This is a genomic window from Haloterrigena salina JCM 13891, from assembly GCF_000337495.1.
GTDB lineage: Archaea > Halobacteriota > Halobacteria > Halobacteriales > Natrialbaceae > Haloterrigena > Haloterrigena salina.
Genome location: NZ_AOIS01000054.1, coordinates 100626 through 115870 on the forward strand (window position 1 = coordinate 100626; position 15245 = coordinate 115870).

Annotated in this window: 11 protein-coding genes; 5 read left to right on the forward strand and 6 right to left on the reverse strand. The window is 59.1% G+C overall.

Annotation, left to right across the window (positions count from 1 at the left end):
• Positions 1-130 precede the first annotated feature (130 nt).
• Together C477_RS24325 and C477_RS23610 are read right to left on the reverse strand one after the other, a co-directional pair.
• The gene (locus tag C477_RS24325) at positions 131-1246 is read right to left on the reverse strand and encodes a hypothetical protein (RefSeq protein ID WP_083870305.1); all 1116 of its coding nucleotides are present in this window, start codon (positions 1244-1246) and stop codon (positions 131-133) included.
• Positions 1247-1531: 285 nt separating this feature from the next.
• Complete coding sequence (locus C477_RS23610; RefSeq protein ID WP_152423338.1) at positions 1532-2434, reverse strand: hypothetical protein; 903 nt, start codon at positions 2432-2434, stop codon at positions 1532-1534.
• A gap of 437 nt (positions 2435-2871) precedes the next feature.
• On the opposite strand from C477_RS23610, the gene C477_RS23615 reads away from it, so the two are divergent.
• From C477_RS23615 to C477_RS16120, 5 genes are all read left to right on the forward strand, one after another.
• Complete coding sequence (locus C477_RS23615; RefSeq protein ID WP_160168021.1) at positions 2872-4170, forward strand: hypothetical protein; 1299 nt, start codon at positions 2872-2874, stop codon at positions 4168-4170.
• A 749-nt stretch (positions 4171-4919) separates the two neighbouring features.
• On the forward strand, positions 4920-5321 hold the full coding sequence (locus tag C477_RS16110; RefSeq protein ID WP_008895586.1) for a response regulator: 402 nt from the start codon (positions 4920-4922) through the stop codon (positions 5319-5321).
• A 115-nt stretch (positions 5322-5436) separates the two neighbouring features.
• Positions 5437-6363 carry a MarR family transcriptional regulator gene (locus C477_RS16115; protein ID WP_008895587.1) on the forward strand — a complete coding sequence of 309 codons (927 nt, stop codon included), beginning with the start codon at positions 5437-5439 and terminating at the stop codon, positions 6361-6363.
• Complete coding sequence (locus C477_RS23845; protein WP_008895588.1) at positions 6360-6512, forward strand: hypothetical protein; 153 nt, start codon at positions 6360-6362, stop codon at positions 6510-6512. Before C477_RS16115 ends, C477_RS23845 begins: the two co-directional genes overlap by 4 nt.
• A gap of 149 nt (positions 6513-6661) precedes the next feature.
• Positions 6662-7885 (forward strand): Fic family protein, encoded by a 1224-nt coding sequence (locus C477_RS16120; RefSeq protein WP_008895589.1) that lies wholly within the window; start codon positions 6662-6664, stop codon positions 7883-7885.
• A 285-nt stretch (positions 7886-8170) separates the two neighbouring features.
• Here the strand turns inward: C477_RS16120 and C477_RS16125 are convergent, their stop codons facing one another.
• From C477_RS16125 to C477_RS16140, 4 genes are all read right to left on the reverse strand, one after another.
• Positions 8171-8938 carry a protein sorting system archaetidylserine decarboxylase gene (locus tag C477_RS16125; protein WP_049914592.1) on the reverse strand — a complete coding sequence of 256 codons (768 nt, stop codon included), beginning with the start codon at positions 8936-8938 and terminating at the stop codon, positions 8171-8173.
• 159 nt (positions 8939-9097) lie between these two features.
• Complete coding sequence (locus C477_RS16130; protein WP_008895591.1) at positions 9098-11167, reverse strand: PAS domain-containing sensor histidine kinase; 2070 nt, start codon at positions 11165-11167, stop codon at positions 9098-9100.
• Between the two features lie 158 nt (positions 11168-11325).
• Positions 11326-14166 carry a DEAD/DEAH box helicase gene (locus C477_RS16135; RefSeq protein ID WP_008895592.1) on the reverse strand — a complete coding sequence of 947 codons (2841 nt, stop codon included), beginning with the start codon at positions 14164-14166 and terminating at the stop codon, positions 11326-11328.
• 150 nt (positions 14167-14316) lie between these two features.
• Positions 14317-14940, reverse strand: coding sequence for a hypothetical protein (locus C477_RS16140; RefSeq protein ID WP_008895593.1), 624 nt, complete (start codon positions 14938-14940; stop codon positions 14317-14319).
• Positions 14941-15245: the final 305 nt, after the last annotated feature.

Sequence of the window (15245 nt, forward strand, 5' to 3'; positions counted from 1 at the left end):
CTTAACTGGAGGTGCACATGAAATTCTAGAAAGTGTATGTATTCCGAAAAGTGGGTTTATCGACATCCAATCGAAGAGAGCAAGAGGACAAGGTTAAAAATATACGTATATTTTATGAATTTCTACCTGCCTATACTTGATCCTCTATTTCTAATTCGTCGTCTATTTCAATATATTCCATCATGGAGCTTATTGTCTCAGAAGCCATTGCAACTGTTACCGCTGCTTCGTGAAGAGACGGTGATCTATTTGGATGGTTAACTTCATTCCTTTTTCTACGTAAATAGTCCAAATTCGATAAAACATCTGGATCTTCTCCTCTGTCGTTAAATTCACCTTGTAATTTTCCTAAGACAGTTCCCCAGGTATCATCAGCTGCTTCTTCATCTAACTCTTGCTTATACCATTCGCGTAAAATATACTCAATACTTCTCAGGACCATTATAACACTTGCTGTAGGGCAGTTTGCTGCAAGTGCTGAACATCCTTCGTGCAAGTCTTGTTTTGTCTGTTCAGGAAGTTCCTCCCACATATTATCTTCAAATAGGTGGTCAGGAGATCGCAATATTTCCTCAATATCTATTATCGGAGCATCAGAAATCGTGAATCTCCGCTGCTCAGCTAATTCGTATCTTAGAACAGTCCGCCAAGTTTCCACCTTATTCGCTAATCTATTCCCATAGGGAATTGATAGAGTAGGGAGATCGTCGCTATTATCGTTGTCTTCAGAAGTATTATTTTCATCATTAGTTTCCGAAGACTCATCGTCATCACTTTCAGAAGGATCCTCTTCAGATTCAATATATTCTCTTTCAAGTTCGCTTTCAAATGATCTAATATCACTCTTCACTGCAGGGGATGATCCAACTGTATCTAACATATCCCTTACTTCTGATAATGCAGATATGACATAGTTGTCTTCTCCAGAATAAACCTGATATCTATTATATCCTGCCTGACGTAAATACTGCAATTTCCAACCGAGGTTAAATGCGCCGTACAGAGTTAGATGCAGTTCGTCTTTACTCTCTTCTGAACCAGTTCCGGGAGAATCGTCTTCGGGAGATTCCTCGGGAGAACCGTCTTCGGGAGATTCCTCGGGAGAACCGTCTTCGGGAGATTCCTCGGGAGAATCGTCTTCGGGAGATTCCTCGGGAGAATCGTCTTCGGGAGATTCCTCGGGAGAACCGTCTTCGGGAGATTTTGAGTCTTCTTTTTCTTCTTCCGAAATGCCTTCATCCGTCATATGCGAACAACTCTTGAGTGACTGATTAAAATTGGGTTTCTATTATATCTCTTCAATAGTAGTTTCTATATTCTAAGCCTTACTACATTGGCCGTCAGATCCCCCTCCTAAGCGGATTCGGCAAAGCGGGTTATCGAGGTCCCGTCTGTGGCTATCAGCGGGGTAGGTCCGTTCTGACGTCCGGTATCGGCCAGCTCAATTTTTCGCGAGCGCGGCGCGCGCTCTGCGCGCCGCGCAATTACCCTGCCCCCTTAGGGGCAATCTTTGGCGCCCTGATCTATGGGATTATCTGGCCTCCGATGCATCTTCGTCTAATGTGATATCCGGCTCGTTAGGTAAGTTCTCGTCTCCCTCGTTGAGTTGCTCTCTGAGGTGCTTGAATACAAAAATGAGACCACAAGCCCATATCACAAATATAGATGTGGGTTCAATCCACAGTGGGAGTTCTTGAGCAATAGTAACTTCTGATACTCGGAACAAGTAAGCAACTAGTGGTACACCAACAGAAATAATAATTGTAACTATCGTGATTCGAAGAATCGCCCTGATACGAGAGGGATCTAAGGACTCGTAACGGCTGACAAGCCGTTGACGCTCATCTCGGAGAGATTGAATCTCAGTCATTGTCTGAATCCATCGACGATAGTTCCGGTTAAACCGTTCTTCAGTATGAATCTGCCATTGGTGTTCTATCTGATGATTGCTTGCCATAATCTCTGAATCTATAGGAGCGGAAGGTGGTGCATTTCCCATGAATCCAGAAGACGACGTTAATGCTGTCTGAACGTCCTCAAAATGCTCCTGAAGAACATCGTGTTGTTCCTCATTGAGACGATCTACACCGAGATATTCCACAAATTCGCGTTGTAGTCTGGAGGGCGTAAGATCGTCTGGGTTGATGTCAAACTCGTTACCGACGTAATCTTCAAGAAATTCGTCTACTTCGTCTTGTGCTTGCTCACGACGTTGGCTAGCTTCCTCTTGGTCTCGAATCTCCTCAAGTGTGTCTCTAAAATGCTCGTACTGAGTGTTTAAGTTCGTAAGCCGGGAATCGATTGTCTCAATACGTCGCTCAATCTGTTCTCGTTGAACGTTGAGGTTCGATAGGTTACTCGCGAGCAACGCGGTGAGGATACCAATGAAGACGCTAGCAGATGTCGCGAGTGCCGTATAGAAACCTGTGATCATTTGTTACTTCCTCTTTTGAAATCCCCTCGTTAACTGTAAATCACCATCGTTTCGTGTGCTTCAACTGGAGATCCGCTGTGCGGAGGTAGAAATGGGGCGCTGTAATTTTTTGGCGCTGTCGCCTTGGCGACCCCAATACCAAATCAGTAGTCCGTCATGCCGACAACCTGCCTCGTCGCCAGGTGAGTCAGACTGCGATCACTTGGGCCGACAGTCACGAATTCGACCGAGCGCTACGACGAACGCGTCGAAACCTCGAGAAACACACTGTAAGCCGAGAGTGACCCGCCTGCTTGATCGCCAGTTGCCACGTTATACGATTTCAGATGGAACTGAGACAGGGAGTCGCTCTTGTATCTACGCAACGAACCCAATGCCACAATTCCTATAAAAGTTCTATCTAATCAAGGTATATGAAACGTCGTGCATATCTCAGTGTGATCTCAGCAGCCACTATTGCCGGCTGTACCTCCTCAGAGGATCCAAATTCTACGAACGATCCAAATCCCTCAGATAATACGGATTCATCTGAAAATTCGACGGCCTCTGACGATAGTGATGAAACACGCTCTTTCGACGATTACGTAACTAATGATGGAGTCAAAATCGGTCTCGACGAAATTGAACTGAGCAACTCCATCACACTAGAATCTGAATCGCTATTGGACCGTAGTTCGAAAGTTGCCGTTCTTGTTTCTGTGACCGCCAAAAACATCTCAAATGGAACGAGAAATCTCCCAGATAGGGACGAATTCAATCTACTTGCAGGAACCGACCAGTTCGATGCGTTTTCCGATCCGTTTAGCAGTGATACGATAGTCGAACCCGTTTCTGGAGAGCTATACTACGGCCAGACCAACGTTCATCCAGGTGTCGCTGAAGAGGGGTGGATCCTCTTCGAAGTCCCGCGTTCCCTTTCGGAAATCACGATCGCCTGGAGTGATTCCTTTGATGACTCTGATCGATACGGATGGACCACTGCAATCGAGCCGGATCAACTCCCAGATCTTCAGGTATCCTCTGTAAGTGTTGCAGAACCAGTTCGGATTGGTGAAAACTCCGAAGTCGCCGTGTCGATAACCAACGAGGGCGGAACAGCTGGAACATACTCTGCAGACTACGAAATCGATCTTCCCATTGAGTCTGATTCTGGGCAGATCGAGCAAGAAGTCGCTGCTGGTGACACGGAAATGTGGACGACGACTATCACTCCGAGAGCGATCGGTGACGGTCTCCTCGAGATAGAATCTGAAGAAGTTGCACTACGTTTCTCTATCGGGGGTGCACAACACCAATTCGGTGAAACAGTCCAAACCCCATCTCCAGAAAACGCATATATAACAGTCAGCGAGCCAATTCTGACGCAGTGGTATGAATATGAGCGGTATGATGGAATGAAGCGTGTAGAATCAGAGTCCAACGAGCAATTCGCAATCGTTCAAATTGAGGCCAAAAATAGAACGAATTCATCAGTCAATAGTTTCGGTCGACGTTCGGTTACTCTCTCAAATAGTACAAATGAATATGAAGCCGGTTATTTCGAGGGAATCTCTGGTCCAGTAAACCCCGTTGACGGGTCTCAACTCAATTCCTTTGGGATCTCACTTTCTGCAGGTGAATCGGAAACCTACGTAGTACTATTTGAAATCCCCGCTGATATCGGAGTCGACGATCTCGAGTTCTTTGCAGAATGGTCACTTGAATTCATGACAGACACGAAAGCAACTTGGCGGTAGCGACTGAGGAAAACGAAGAGTGTCATTGTCAAGCACCACTTGGTAGTACCGTAATTTTCCGGTGTTATTCAGTTGACGATATCTAGTACTCAGATCAGTAGTATTCGTGATCTCGGTTGCAAGACCCAGCCTTCATTCTCCCTCTCTTCTGCTCCCGAACGAGCGATGACAGTTCGTAGACATCAGTAGGTTGTCTTGTGGATACCACATAACGTGCCCGGCTACGGCTCTCCAGTGACCCCTCGAGACGTATTCGACAACTGGCACTGTCTAGATAAGGAAAACCGCAGGACTGAGAGATGATGAAGTTGTGGCATCAGCTGTGACATCACTATCTATAGCCTGATACAACGACACACTGTTCCATGAGCGGCGAAAATCCAGCTGTTTCAGCATACTTCTCACAAAGCGTGACTATATCCGCTTTCACTACGACGCCGAAGCAGACGCTAAAACGCCGGTAGATACATGAACCGCTTAACTAGACAGTGCCCGACAACTACAAATGTCGAGTTACTACCACGTCCAACGAGCAGGACTCGCTCGGAGGGCGGGACGTCGAAACAGCGTTCTCGCAGTCCATTCCGGCCGCTACTCCCCCAGAGATGCCGATAACAACGAGCGTTACAGCAGCTCTAAGAATACTTGTGAGACAGGAAAACGAGAAACTCAGCTAAATTTGGATGGAGCCCGCAAACGTAACTGAACCGAGATACCCCCTTTTTGCCGTCTGCCCCGAACCCGGTGACATGGGTGAAGGGGCTGCGGAGAGCGCGGAGATCCTCTTAGTCGAGGACAATCCAGGAGACGTGCGGCTGGTCGAAGAAGCACTTCAGGGGACCGACAGTACCCTTCACATCACGAGAGACGGAACGGAGGCGCTCGACTTCCTGCACCGACGGAACGAATTCGCCGACGTTCCGCACCCGGACATTGTGCTGCTCGACCTGAACCTGCCGCAAGTAGACGGCACGCAGATCCTCGATGAAATTCGGAGCGATCCCGAACTGGAACGGCTTCAAGTGACCGTCTTGACCAGCGTGCCCGAGGAATACGCCGCTCCCGAACTGGACGAGCTCGGCGCGAACGACTTTTTCACCAAACCGGCCGATCCTGACGAATTCATGGCCCTCGTGCGTCGAGTGATCTAGCACTGGACGACAGGACTTCGCTTTCTCGGTCCATCCGAGCACTGCCGCGTACCCTCCCCCGGCTGTAACAATACACGAAACCATTTTATAAATTACCTTCGTACAATGTTACACCGTGCTCCGAGGCAGCGAACTCGAGGCCCTCGCCGCAATCGAACGGGGCGATACGATCGCCGACCTCGCGGCCAGACTCGAGTACAGCGAGAGCTACGTCTCCCGAGTCGTCGCGGACCTCGCCGCGAAGAACCTGCTCTACGCGGATCGCGACGGCCGCCGAAAGCGGGTCAGACCCTCCGACACCAAAGCGGTCGCAGTGTACCGGGATCTCGTCCGGCAGTACTCCCACATCGACTTCCCCGAGCTACTGGCCGGGAAAGCCCTCGAGGTGTGCTACTACCTGGATCGACCGCGAACGGTCGCCGACATCGCCGCGCGGAGCGACAACTACCGCAACACCGTCAACCGCGTGCTCGCGCGCCTCCGGGACCGCGGGCTCGTCGGCAGCGACAACGGAACCTACAGCTTCAACGGGGACTTCGACCGACTCCACGAGTTCGCCCGCGAACTCGGTCACCATCTCCATCGACAGCGACTCGAGGCGGTCGCGCCGAGCGGAACGGTTCTCTGGGGGGACCACGACGAGTTCCTCGCCCAGACCGCGACGGAGATCGACGCCGACGGCTTTCACGAGACCGGCCTCGCCCGATTCGCGGCCTTCGACCTCCAGTTCCTGCTGCCCGATCGTCGCTACTACTTCTACGCCGACGATCTGGAATCGATCCCGCCGGCGGACCTGTGCTGTCACACGCTCCTGATCGACGACGACACTCGCCACCGCTCCTACTGCCTGCTTCTGCTCAGTCGCGTCGACGTCGACGCGGACGAACTCCGAGATCGGGCGACGACGTACGGACTCGAAGACGAAATCGACGCCCTGTGTCGGTATCTCGAGACCGAGGGCGACACCAAGGGCGACCGCCTCCCGGACTGGACCGAATTCCGAGAACTAGCAGCGGACTACGAGGTGACGCTTCCCGCATGAGACCGACGTTCGGACGCGAATACATCGAAGACGAGTTCCGGCGAATCGCCGACGGATTGTCCAATCCGAGTACCGTCTACCTGATCGGCGGCGGCGCGATGTCGCTCCGCGATCTGAAGGCCGCGACGAAGGAGCTTCTCCCCTCTTGAGTAACGAATCAGGCTACTGCTTTACGTAGCCGCAGAGTTCATCCTCTCGATTAAGCTACTGAGCAGAGCCTTTACTCAGCGAGATATCGGGTGTTCTAATGTAACGAATCCCGGAATTCTTTTCACTACAGCGGCCCTGAAGTGGTCTAATGAAAGAGGGATATCTCGTCGACGAGCCCGCGCCTGGGAAGTACTTGCCCGCCGACAGTGCGGCCAAGCTTCCCGCGGCGAAGTTCTATCTCCCGAACGATCTCCCTCCGGAACTCGATCTTTCCGCAGACGTGGTTCGGGCACACGGCCGTGCGATGCATTCGTTGGGACGGCTGGACGGGTTTCTCAGTGAAATCGAGGATCCTGATACGGCGCTCGGATTGTTCGTCTTCAAGGAGGCGGAGCAATCGTCGCAGGTCGAAGGGACACAGGTCACCGTCTCGGATATGCTGCGGAAGGACGCGGACTCGAAGGACGTGCGAGAAGCTCGGAATTACGTGCGTGCGCTACAGGAAGCTGCCGACGAGCTCCGCGAAAGCGGTCACTCACGGGAGCATCTCTCGAACGAGGACCTCAAGTCGTTGCACGAGTCGTTGATGGAATCTGGACGAACGGACGACGAAGACCCCCGCCCGGGCGAGTATCGAGACCAGTACATCTGGATCGAGGAGGATCTTGATTTCGGTCGACAGATACGGTTCGTACCGCCGAAGCCGGAGATCGCAACCGGGAAAATGGAGAATTTTGAGGAGTATATGCAGTCGGAGGGAGAGTATCCCGATCTAATTGATATCGGCGTTCTCCATTACCAGATCGAAACGATACATCCATTTTTGGACGGGAACGGCCGCGTCGGTCGGTTGCTCATCGTCCTGATGTTACTCGCCGCAGACATACTGATGCATCCGCTATTTTACCTGAGCTCCTACATTCGACGAAACAGGCACGAGTACACCGACTTACTGCTGGCGGTCAGCGAAGAGAATTGCTGGGAAGACTGGTTGTTGTTCTTTTTGCGGGGAATGAGGGAGCAAGCCGACGAGGCGTTTAGTCGAGCGAAGCTGATCTTAGATCTTCGAGATCGGTACGAACAGCGATATCGAGACGCGCGCCCCTCCGTCAGGGAACTCATTGATGCGATCTTCGAGGAACCCGTCTTCACTGTCTCGAGAGCCGCTGAATTAACCGACAGAAGCTATCCGGCTACGAATAGTGCTATCGATCGGTTAGAGAGCGACGGGATAATTCGAGAAACGACAGGAAAGGAGCGATACCGAGAATTCCAAGCCGAAGAGGTCCTCAACGTACTAAACAAATCTGTGGCCGAAATACCGTCCCCCGGAGAACTCATCTCTGAAACGAATTCCGAGACCGGTCCGTGAAACGTATTCTACTGTCCCGTACGAAGCTCCCTCGTGGAAATAGCCCGTCTTATATCAAGTGTTAGAATGTCCATCATTCTCGAAAAAGTTCTTCGCCCAACTGAATTTTTCCCATAGCAACATACGCGTCGTAATTCTCCTTCTCGTCCTCCCGCATTATTTTCCGCGCTAATTGTCCCATCGTTACTGATAGATCCCTAATAGGATAATCAACTTAGGCGTTGTCATCAGCATCAAAAGGGTTTGAGACTCTGTATCCAGTTCACCCGGCAAATCGCAGCGAAACTAGGCGGGTGACTCGTCGCCCTCGTCCTCGAGATCCCCGAAATCGACGGCCGAACCGGCCCCGAGATCGATCTTCCCGCCGGCCGGCGCGCCGCTCTCGAGCACCACCGTCTCCCCGGCCGTCATCGAGTCGCCCTTTTCCACCGAAATATCCTCGAGGTCCACCGCCGGGGGAAAGAGCACGTCCACCCGGCTGCCGAAGGCGATGTGCCCCAATCGCTCGCCGCGATCCATCTCGTCCCCGGGCTCGACGTAGGGGAAGATCCGGCGGGCGAAGGCGCCAGCGATCAGCGTCACTTCGGCGTCGAAGGCCGGTTCGTCGGGCCTCGAGTGGGGATCCTCGCCGTCGCTCGAGTCGTCCCTCTCCTCGGCGTCGGGCAGATTCGACGACTCGGTCTCACAGCGGACGTGGACCCGCTCGTTGCGGTCGGACTCCTTCGAGAACGCCGGTCGGTTCGCGCCGGAGACGTGCTCGAGGTCCGTCACCGACGCGTCGAACGGCGAGCGGACGACGTGGACGTGCCAGACGTTCATGAAGACGCCCAACCGAACGCGGTCGCCTTCCTCGCGGAGCACCGAGACGGTGCCGTCGGCCGGCGAGACGACGCCCGTCGGCGGCGGGGTGCGGTCCGGATCGCGGAAGAACGCGAGGGTGCCGGCCCCCACCGCGAGGGCGATGAGACTCACCGTCGCGCTGAACAGCAACGCGAACGGCGCGGCGAGCAAGGCCGGGATCGCGTACTTCCAGGCCCCGGGAGCGAAGTTCATACGGGCATACACGCGATCGATTCGTATGGCCGTTACGGTGCCCCGCGGCCGCTCCGGGACGCTATCGCCCGCGTCACCGCCGAGACCCGCCAGTTCGAACACCGTCCGAAACAGTATCGACGCTCTCCCCGAGACGCTCCCGGCGCCGTCCCCGAGCCGCTACGCGTCCGCCTCGGCTCGAGGCAGGGTAAACGAGAACGTCGCCCCCTCGCCGAGCTCCGACTCCACCCAGATCTCGCCGCCGTGGCGCTCGACGATGCGCCGGCAGAGCGCGAGCCCGATGCCGGTTCCGTCGTACTCCTCGCGGCTGTGCAGGCGCTGGAACACGCGGAAGATCCGGTCGGCGTCGTCGGGATCGATCCCGATCCCCTCGTCTTCGACCGAGAACCGCCACATCCGGCCGCACCGTCGGGCCGTGACCGCCACCCGCGGCGGCTCGTCGCCGCTGTACTCGATCGCGTTCGACAGCAGGTTCTGCAGCAACTGCCGGAGTTGGCTCTCGTCGCCCCGAACGCGGGGCAGCGGGTCGGCGTCGATCTCGGCGTCGGACTCCTCGATCATCATCTGCAGATCCGTCAGGACGTCCTCGAGGACCGCGTCCATATCGACGGGTTCGAACGGCTCGCCCTGGGTGTCGATCCGGGAGTACTCGAGGAGGGCCTCGATCATCTCGCGCATGCGGTCGGCGCCGTCGACGGCGTAGGCGATGAACTCCTCGCCGTCCGAATCGAGGTCGTCGGCGTACCGGTTCTCGACGAGCGAGAGGTAACTCGAGACCATCCGCAAGGGCTCCTGGAGGTCGTGGCTCGCCGCGTAGGCGAACTGCTCTAAGCGCTCGTTCGAGGCCTCGAGTTCGTCGACCGTCTCGCCGAGCTGGCGTTCGTAGCGCTGGCGCTCGAGCGCGGTCGCGATGATCGTCGCGGCGCTCTCGAGGAAGTCGACGTCGTGGTCGGCGAACTCCCGGGGCTCGCCGTCGTAGACGACGAGGACGCCCCACGGCTCGGCGATCGAGCCGACGGTCGCGCCCACGCCGCTCCGAACGTCGTTGTCGGTCAGATGGGCGTCGAAGCGCTCGTCGGCCGCGACGTCTTCGACGACGATCGGATCGTCCGACTCGAGGGTCGCGCCGGCCAGCGACTCGGTGAGCGTCGAGCGAGCGCACTCGCTGTCGAGCAGGGCCTCGCTGCAGCCGACGGCCTCGCGAACCCGAAAGACGTCGTCGTCGGACCGCGCGGATCCGCCGGCGTCGGCCACGCTGCCGCCGCGACCGACCGCGTCGTACTCGAAGGCGACGCAGCAGTCGACCTCGAGGGCCGCGCTGATCAGTTCGGTTGCCTTCTCGAGGAGGTCGTCGGCGTCGCCCTCCTCTAAGGCGTGGCGGCCGAGGTAGGCGATCGACTCGAGCTGGGCGACCTTGGATTTGAGCGTCCGTTCGGCCTCCTTGCGCGGCGAGATGTCCCGGAAGAGCCCGACGAAGTAGCGGTCGCCCTCGTAGGTGAAGTCGTTGAGCGAGACCCCCAGCGGGACCTCGTGGCCAGCCTTGTGCTGGCCCGGCAACTCGACGTACGTCCAGTTCAGATTCCGCTCGCCGGTCTCGAGGTAGTTCTGCAGAGCGTCGAGGTGGGCCTGTCGCAGCCGCGGCGGAATGGTGTTGACCTTGCTCGAGCCGACGAGTTCGTCCGGGTCGTGGCCGAGAATCCGTTCGACGGCGGGGTTGGCGTACTGGACGTCGCTGTTCGTATCGAGGATGATGATGCCGTCGGGGAGCGCGTTGGCCAGCGCCTGAAACGTCCGGCCGTAGGTGAGATCCGAGTCGGAAACCGACTCCGTGGCGGTCGGCCGCCGGGTGACGATACCCGCGAGTTGGGGTCCGTCGTCGGTCTCGCGGACCTCGAGGTGGGCGTCGACGGCGATCGTCGTCTCCGCGTTCGTCCGAATCGAGAACTGCTCCGAGAACGGGTCCGCGTCGGCCGCGTCGTCGACCAGCGACTCGAGCGTCGGATCGTCGGCCGCCGTGAGCTCCGAAAACGGCGTGCCGATCAGTTCCGAGCGGTCGAAGCCGGTCAGCGACGCGAAGGCGTCGGTGGCCGCGGCGATCGTTCCGTCCGCTCCGACGCGAACGGCGGCGACGTCCGCCGCATCGAGCAGGGCACCGGTACCGAATACGCTCGAGGACGCCTGGGAGTCCGTATTTCCGGCGGACGGCGCCGACGGAGGGCCCGATTCCATTGCCCGTCATTGGCCGGTCCCGATAATAAGGGCTGGGTTCGCGAGCCGGCCGAGCCCTTGGAAATCTAATCCCTTCGCGCTCGAAACGACCGACGAGTCGATATCGATTCGATCAGGATCGGTCGCACCGCCGCCAGCGAGCGGCGGTCGGCATCGGCTCAGTCCCAGAACGACTGGGTGCGCGCGTACTCGCGTTCCTTCGAGAGGATGTCGCGGTAGAACTCGTCCTCGTCCTCCCGGAGCTTGTTGATGATCTGGGCGGCGTTGTGCGGGCCGACGCCGCGGGCCGCCATCGCGACGACGGCCTGCTTGCCGTGGCTCTGGACGAGACTCGCCGACCGGTAGGCGCGCTCGGTCATCTTCTCCTGTTCCTCGTCTTTCTCCGCGGCGCGGACCGCGTCGACGACCTCGTCGGCCCACGGGTTCAGTGCCGCGATCCGGGTCGAACCGCACTCGCCGCACTCGGGCTGGTCGGCCACGCGGCGGACCTTCGTCTTCACCTTCCACTCCTTGCAGTGGGTACACAGCAGGATGATCCGGTCGTTCTGCAGGCGCTCGCGGACCGTGTTGATGACGCTCGCATCGGCGTTCTCCGGTGCCAACAGCTCCTTCCCGCCCGAGGAGCGGCCGCCCTGCCCGACCGGCGTCCGCCCGCGGTGGGTCACCAGTTCGATCTCGCCCGACTGGATCCCCTCGAGGACCGCGCTCGCCCGCTCGACGTCCAGATCCTCGTGGAACACCTCGCGGATCGACTCCTGGTACATCGGCGTGTCCTCCAGGGCCGCGAGCAGCCGCTCGTTCGAGAGCCGGCCGGAGCCATTGCTCTGCCAGCGCTTGAGCGCGCCGAACTTCGCCGAGACCTGCGCCAACCGGAAGGCCAGCGCGTCGGAGTTCTTCAGCCCGAGTTCGACGAGCGCCTCGACGTGGCCGGGATCGGTCTCCTCGAGCACGCCCACGATGTCGCTGGTCGCGATCGAGTTCGGCACCTCGAGTTCGATCCGGTAGGGATCGGTCTCCAGCCCCACGGAAGCGCCCGCCTGCTGGCCGAGCAGCGAGGAGAGCACGCGACCGAGCGTCTCGTTGGCCGTGTGGCCGAAGGGGGCGTTCAGGACGACGGTCCGACCCCGGCGCTCTAAGACGAGCCGGTCGGCCGTCGGCATCGGCGACTCGGCGTCGACCTGGCGCTCGAGTTGCTCGCAGGCCTCGGTCAGGGTGTACTCGTCGCCGGGATACCGGCCTGACAACTCGCGGCCGACCGCGGCGGCGTCCGCACCAGCCGATAACTGCGGCTCCGCGACGGCCCGAATCTCGCCGACCTCGCCAGCCACCGCGGCGGGGACGGGGATCTCCTGGCCGATCCACGACGGCACCTCGCCGGCGGGGTCCTCGATCGGACTGACCTTGACGCGGGCCTCCTCGTCGTCGATCTCGGCGATGCGCCACATCTCGCCGCGCTGGATGAAGACCTCGCCGGGCTGGGCGAAGTTGACGACGAACCGCTCGTCTAAGGTCCCGATCTGTTGGCCCGAGGCGATGTCGTGGACCTCGTAGGTCTCCTCGTCGGGGATCATCGAGAGGTTCGAGTAGACGTACTGCCAGGTCCCGCCGGTCGTCTCGAGGCGGTCCTCGCCCTCGTCGAACCAGACGATCCGGTTGCGGTGGAGCTCCGAGGCGACCTCGCGGACCGTCTCCTCGGGCACGTCGCGGAACGGGTACGCGCGCGTGATCGTCTCGTAGGCCTCCCGAAAGCGGGTGTCGCCGCGGCTCTGGACGATCCCCGGAATCTGGTTGGCCACGACGTCCAGGCTCCCCTCGTGGATCGCGGCCGGTTCGACCTCGCCGTCGCGGGCGCGGCGAGCGATCGAAAGCGCCTCGAACGTGTCGTCCGGCCGGGTCGTGACGATGGTCCCGCTCGAGACCTCGTCCTGTCGGTGCCCCGCCCGTCCGATCCGCTGGAGCAGCCGCGTCACCTGCCGCGGGCTCTTGTACTGGACGACGTGGTCGACCCGGCCGACGTCGATCCCCAGCTCCATCGAGGACGTACAGAGCAGCCCGTCCAACTCGCCCGCTTTGAACCGGTCCTCGACCTCGATGCGGGCCTCCTTCGAGAGCGAGCCGTGGTGGACGCCGATCGGGAGGTCGAGCTCGTTGAACCGCGAGCCCAGCGCCTCCGCTGTCTGACGCGTGTTGACGAATATCAAAGACGACTCGTTCTCGGCGACGATATCGCGGATCAGCCGGACGTGGCTGGCCGTATCCGGTTCGGTCATCAGTTCACCCGCGAGTCGCTCGTCCTCCTCGGTGATCTCCGGATTGCGGACGGCGACGTCGACGTTGCTCCCGACGTCGATTTCCCGAATCTCGCAGGGACGGCCGCCGGTCAGGAACTGTCCGACCTCCCCCGGATCGCCCACCGTCGCAGAGAGACCGATCCGCTGCATGTCGCCCGCGAGGTCGTGCAGCCGCTCGAGGCCGATCGCCAGCTGAGCCCCCCGCTTGGAGGCCGCGAGTTCGTGGACCTCGTCGATCACGACGTGGGAAACGTCCTGCAACGCCTCGCGAAGGCGTTCGCCGGTGAGCATCGCCTGGACGGTTTCCGGCGTCGTGACCAGGACGTCCGGAGGGTTCTCGGCCTGTTTCCCCCGCTGGTACTGGGTCGTGTCGCCGTGGCGGACGTCCACCTCGAGATCTAAGTACTCGCCCCACCACTCGAGGCGCTCGCGCATGTCGCGGTTGAGCGCCCGCAGCGGAGTGATGTAGAGCGCGCCGAACCCCTCCGGCGGTCCGTCATCCGCAACCAGATGGTCGAAAACGGGCAACATCGCCGTCTCGGTCTTGCCGCTCCCGGTCGGCGCGATCACGAGCGTGTGCTGGCCGGCCGACAGCGGCGGAATCGCCAGTCGCTGCGGTGCCGTCGGCGTCGAGAAACCGCGTTCGGACAGCGCCCCGCGAACGGTCGATCCGAGGTGCGTAAACGCCGCGACGTCGCCCTCACTCATCACTGCGCGCTAGGAGAGAGACCCGGATAAGCACCACGTTCCCGGTAGGACCGGCTGGCGTTTCGAGGGCCGATCGAGGGACTCGAGCATCTCGCACAAATCTGATCGCGGAGACGACGCGCTCTGCGTTCGGCACACCGACGAACACCGCTACTCCTCGTCGGCGTCCGATTCGTCCGTCTCTGACAGCTCCGACTCGTCCGTCCCCGACTCCTCCGTCTCCGATTCCTCAGCGTCCGCTTCTTCGCCATCCACATCGTCAACCAGTTCCTCGACGTCCTCGTCGACCGCCATCTCGCCCGGTTCGGCCGGTTTGTCCTGGATCTCTTCGCTGGTTCCCGAGGAGACCTTGGTTGGCGACGGCTCGTCGGCGAGGTCGGCGTTGACGTCCGACTCGTCGATCGGTGCGGCGTCGCCGGTATCGGCGAACTCCGCGCCGCTGTCGGCCCCCTCGGAACCCTCGCCGTCGTCGGACCCGCGGACGCCGATCGGAATCGGCTGTGACTCCGTGGGCACGGCCGCAGCGACTCGCTCCTCGACCGCGTCCGGGACGGTGGCCGCGGTCCGATCGCGAACCGTCTCGAGCGACGCGTCGACGCCCCCATCGTCGCCCGACGAGCGAAGTCGGGAGACGGCGTACGCGACGGCGGCGGCCCCGGCGGCGACGAACAGGAACGTTCGGACGGGCGACTCACTCGAGGAGGAGTCGGTCGCGTCCGGTGGCGATTCACGCGTCGATGGGTCGGTCTCGCCGGCGGCGGATCGAAAGCGCATCGGACGGCGTACGGACTCGATCCCGAAGTCGGTTCGGCCCGCGGACGCAAGCGGACCCGGAATCACCGTAGCCGTATCGCCCGTCTCGGCGGCTGCAACGGCGTGTAAACCACCGGCTACCGATCGGTAGTTGACACGTATACATTCCTAACGTTCAGGTACGGGATTCATATAAAAACCGATGACTGTGGAAGTCGGGGTCGATGACACAACCCTGTTCACACGCACCACGGCGGTCCCGCTCGAGGCCTCGAGCGGGCGAATCGTCGGCGTTCGGAGACGCGACTAACAAACCAGCGATGGCG

Bases quoted from the DNA above. Each gene is read 5' to 3' on its own strand.
- C477_RS23845 (WP_008895588.1), top strand. From the start codon at position 6,360: ATGAGACCGACGTTCGGACGCGAATACATCGAAGACGAGTTCCGGCGA.
- C477_RS16135 (WP_008895592.1), bottom strand. From the start codon at position 14,166: ATGAGTGAGGGCGACGTCGCGGCGTTTACGCACCTCGGATCGACCGTT.
- C477_RS16125 (WP_049914592.1), bottom strand. From the start codon at position 8,938: ATGAACTTCGCTCCCGGGGCCTGGAAGTACGCGATCCCGGCCTTGCTC.
- C477_RS16110 (WP_008895586.1), top strand. From the start codon at position 4,920: ATGGGTGAAGGGGCTGCGGAGAGCGCGGAGATCCTCTTAGTCGAGGAC.
- C477_RS23610 (WP_152423338.1), bottom strand. From the start codon at position 2,434: ATGATCACAGGTTTCTATACGGCACTCGCGACATCTGCTAGCGTCTTC.
- C477_RS16140 (WP_008895593.1), bottom strand. From the start codon at position 14,940: ATGCGCTTTCGATCCGCCGCCGGCGAGACCGACCCATCGACGCGTGAA.
- C477_RS24325 (WP_083870305.1), bottom strand. From the start codon at position 1,246: ATGACGGATGAAGGCATTTCGGAAGAAGAAAAAGAAGACTCAAAATCT.
- C477_RS16130 (WP_008895591.1), bottom strand. From the start codon at position 11,167: ATGGAATCGGGCCCTCCGTCGGCGCCGTCCGCCGGAAATACGGACTCC.
- C477_RS16120 (WP_008895589.1), top strand. From the start codon at position 6,662: ATGAAAGAGGGATATCTCGTCGACGAGCCCGCGCCTGGGAAGTACTTG.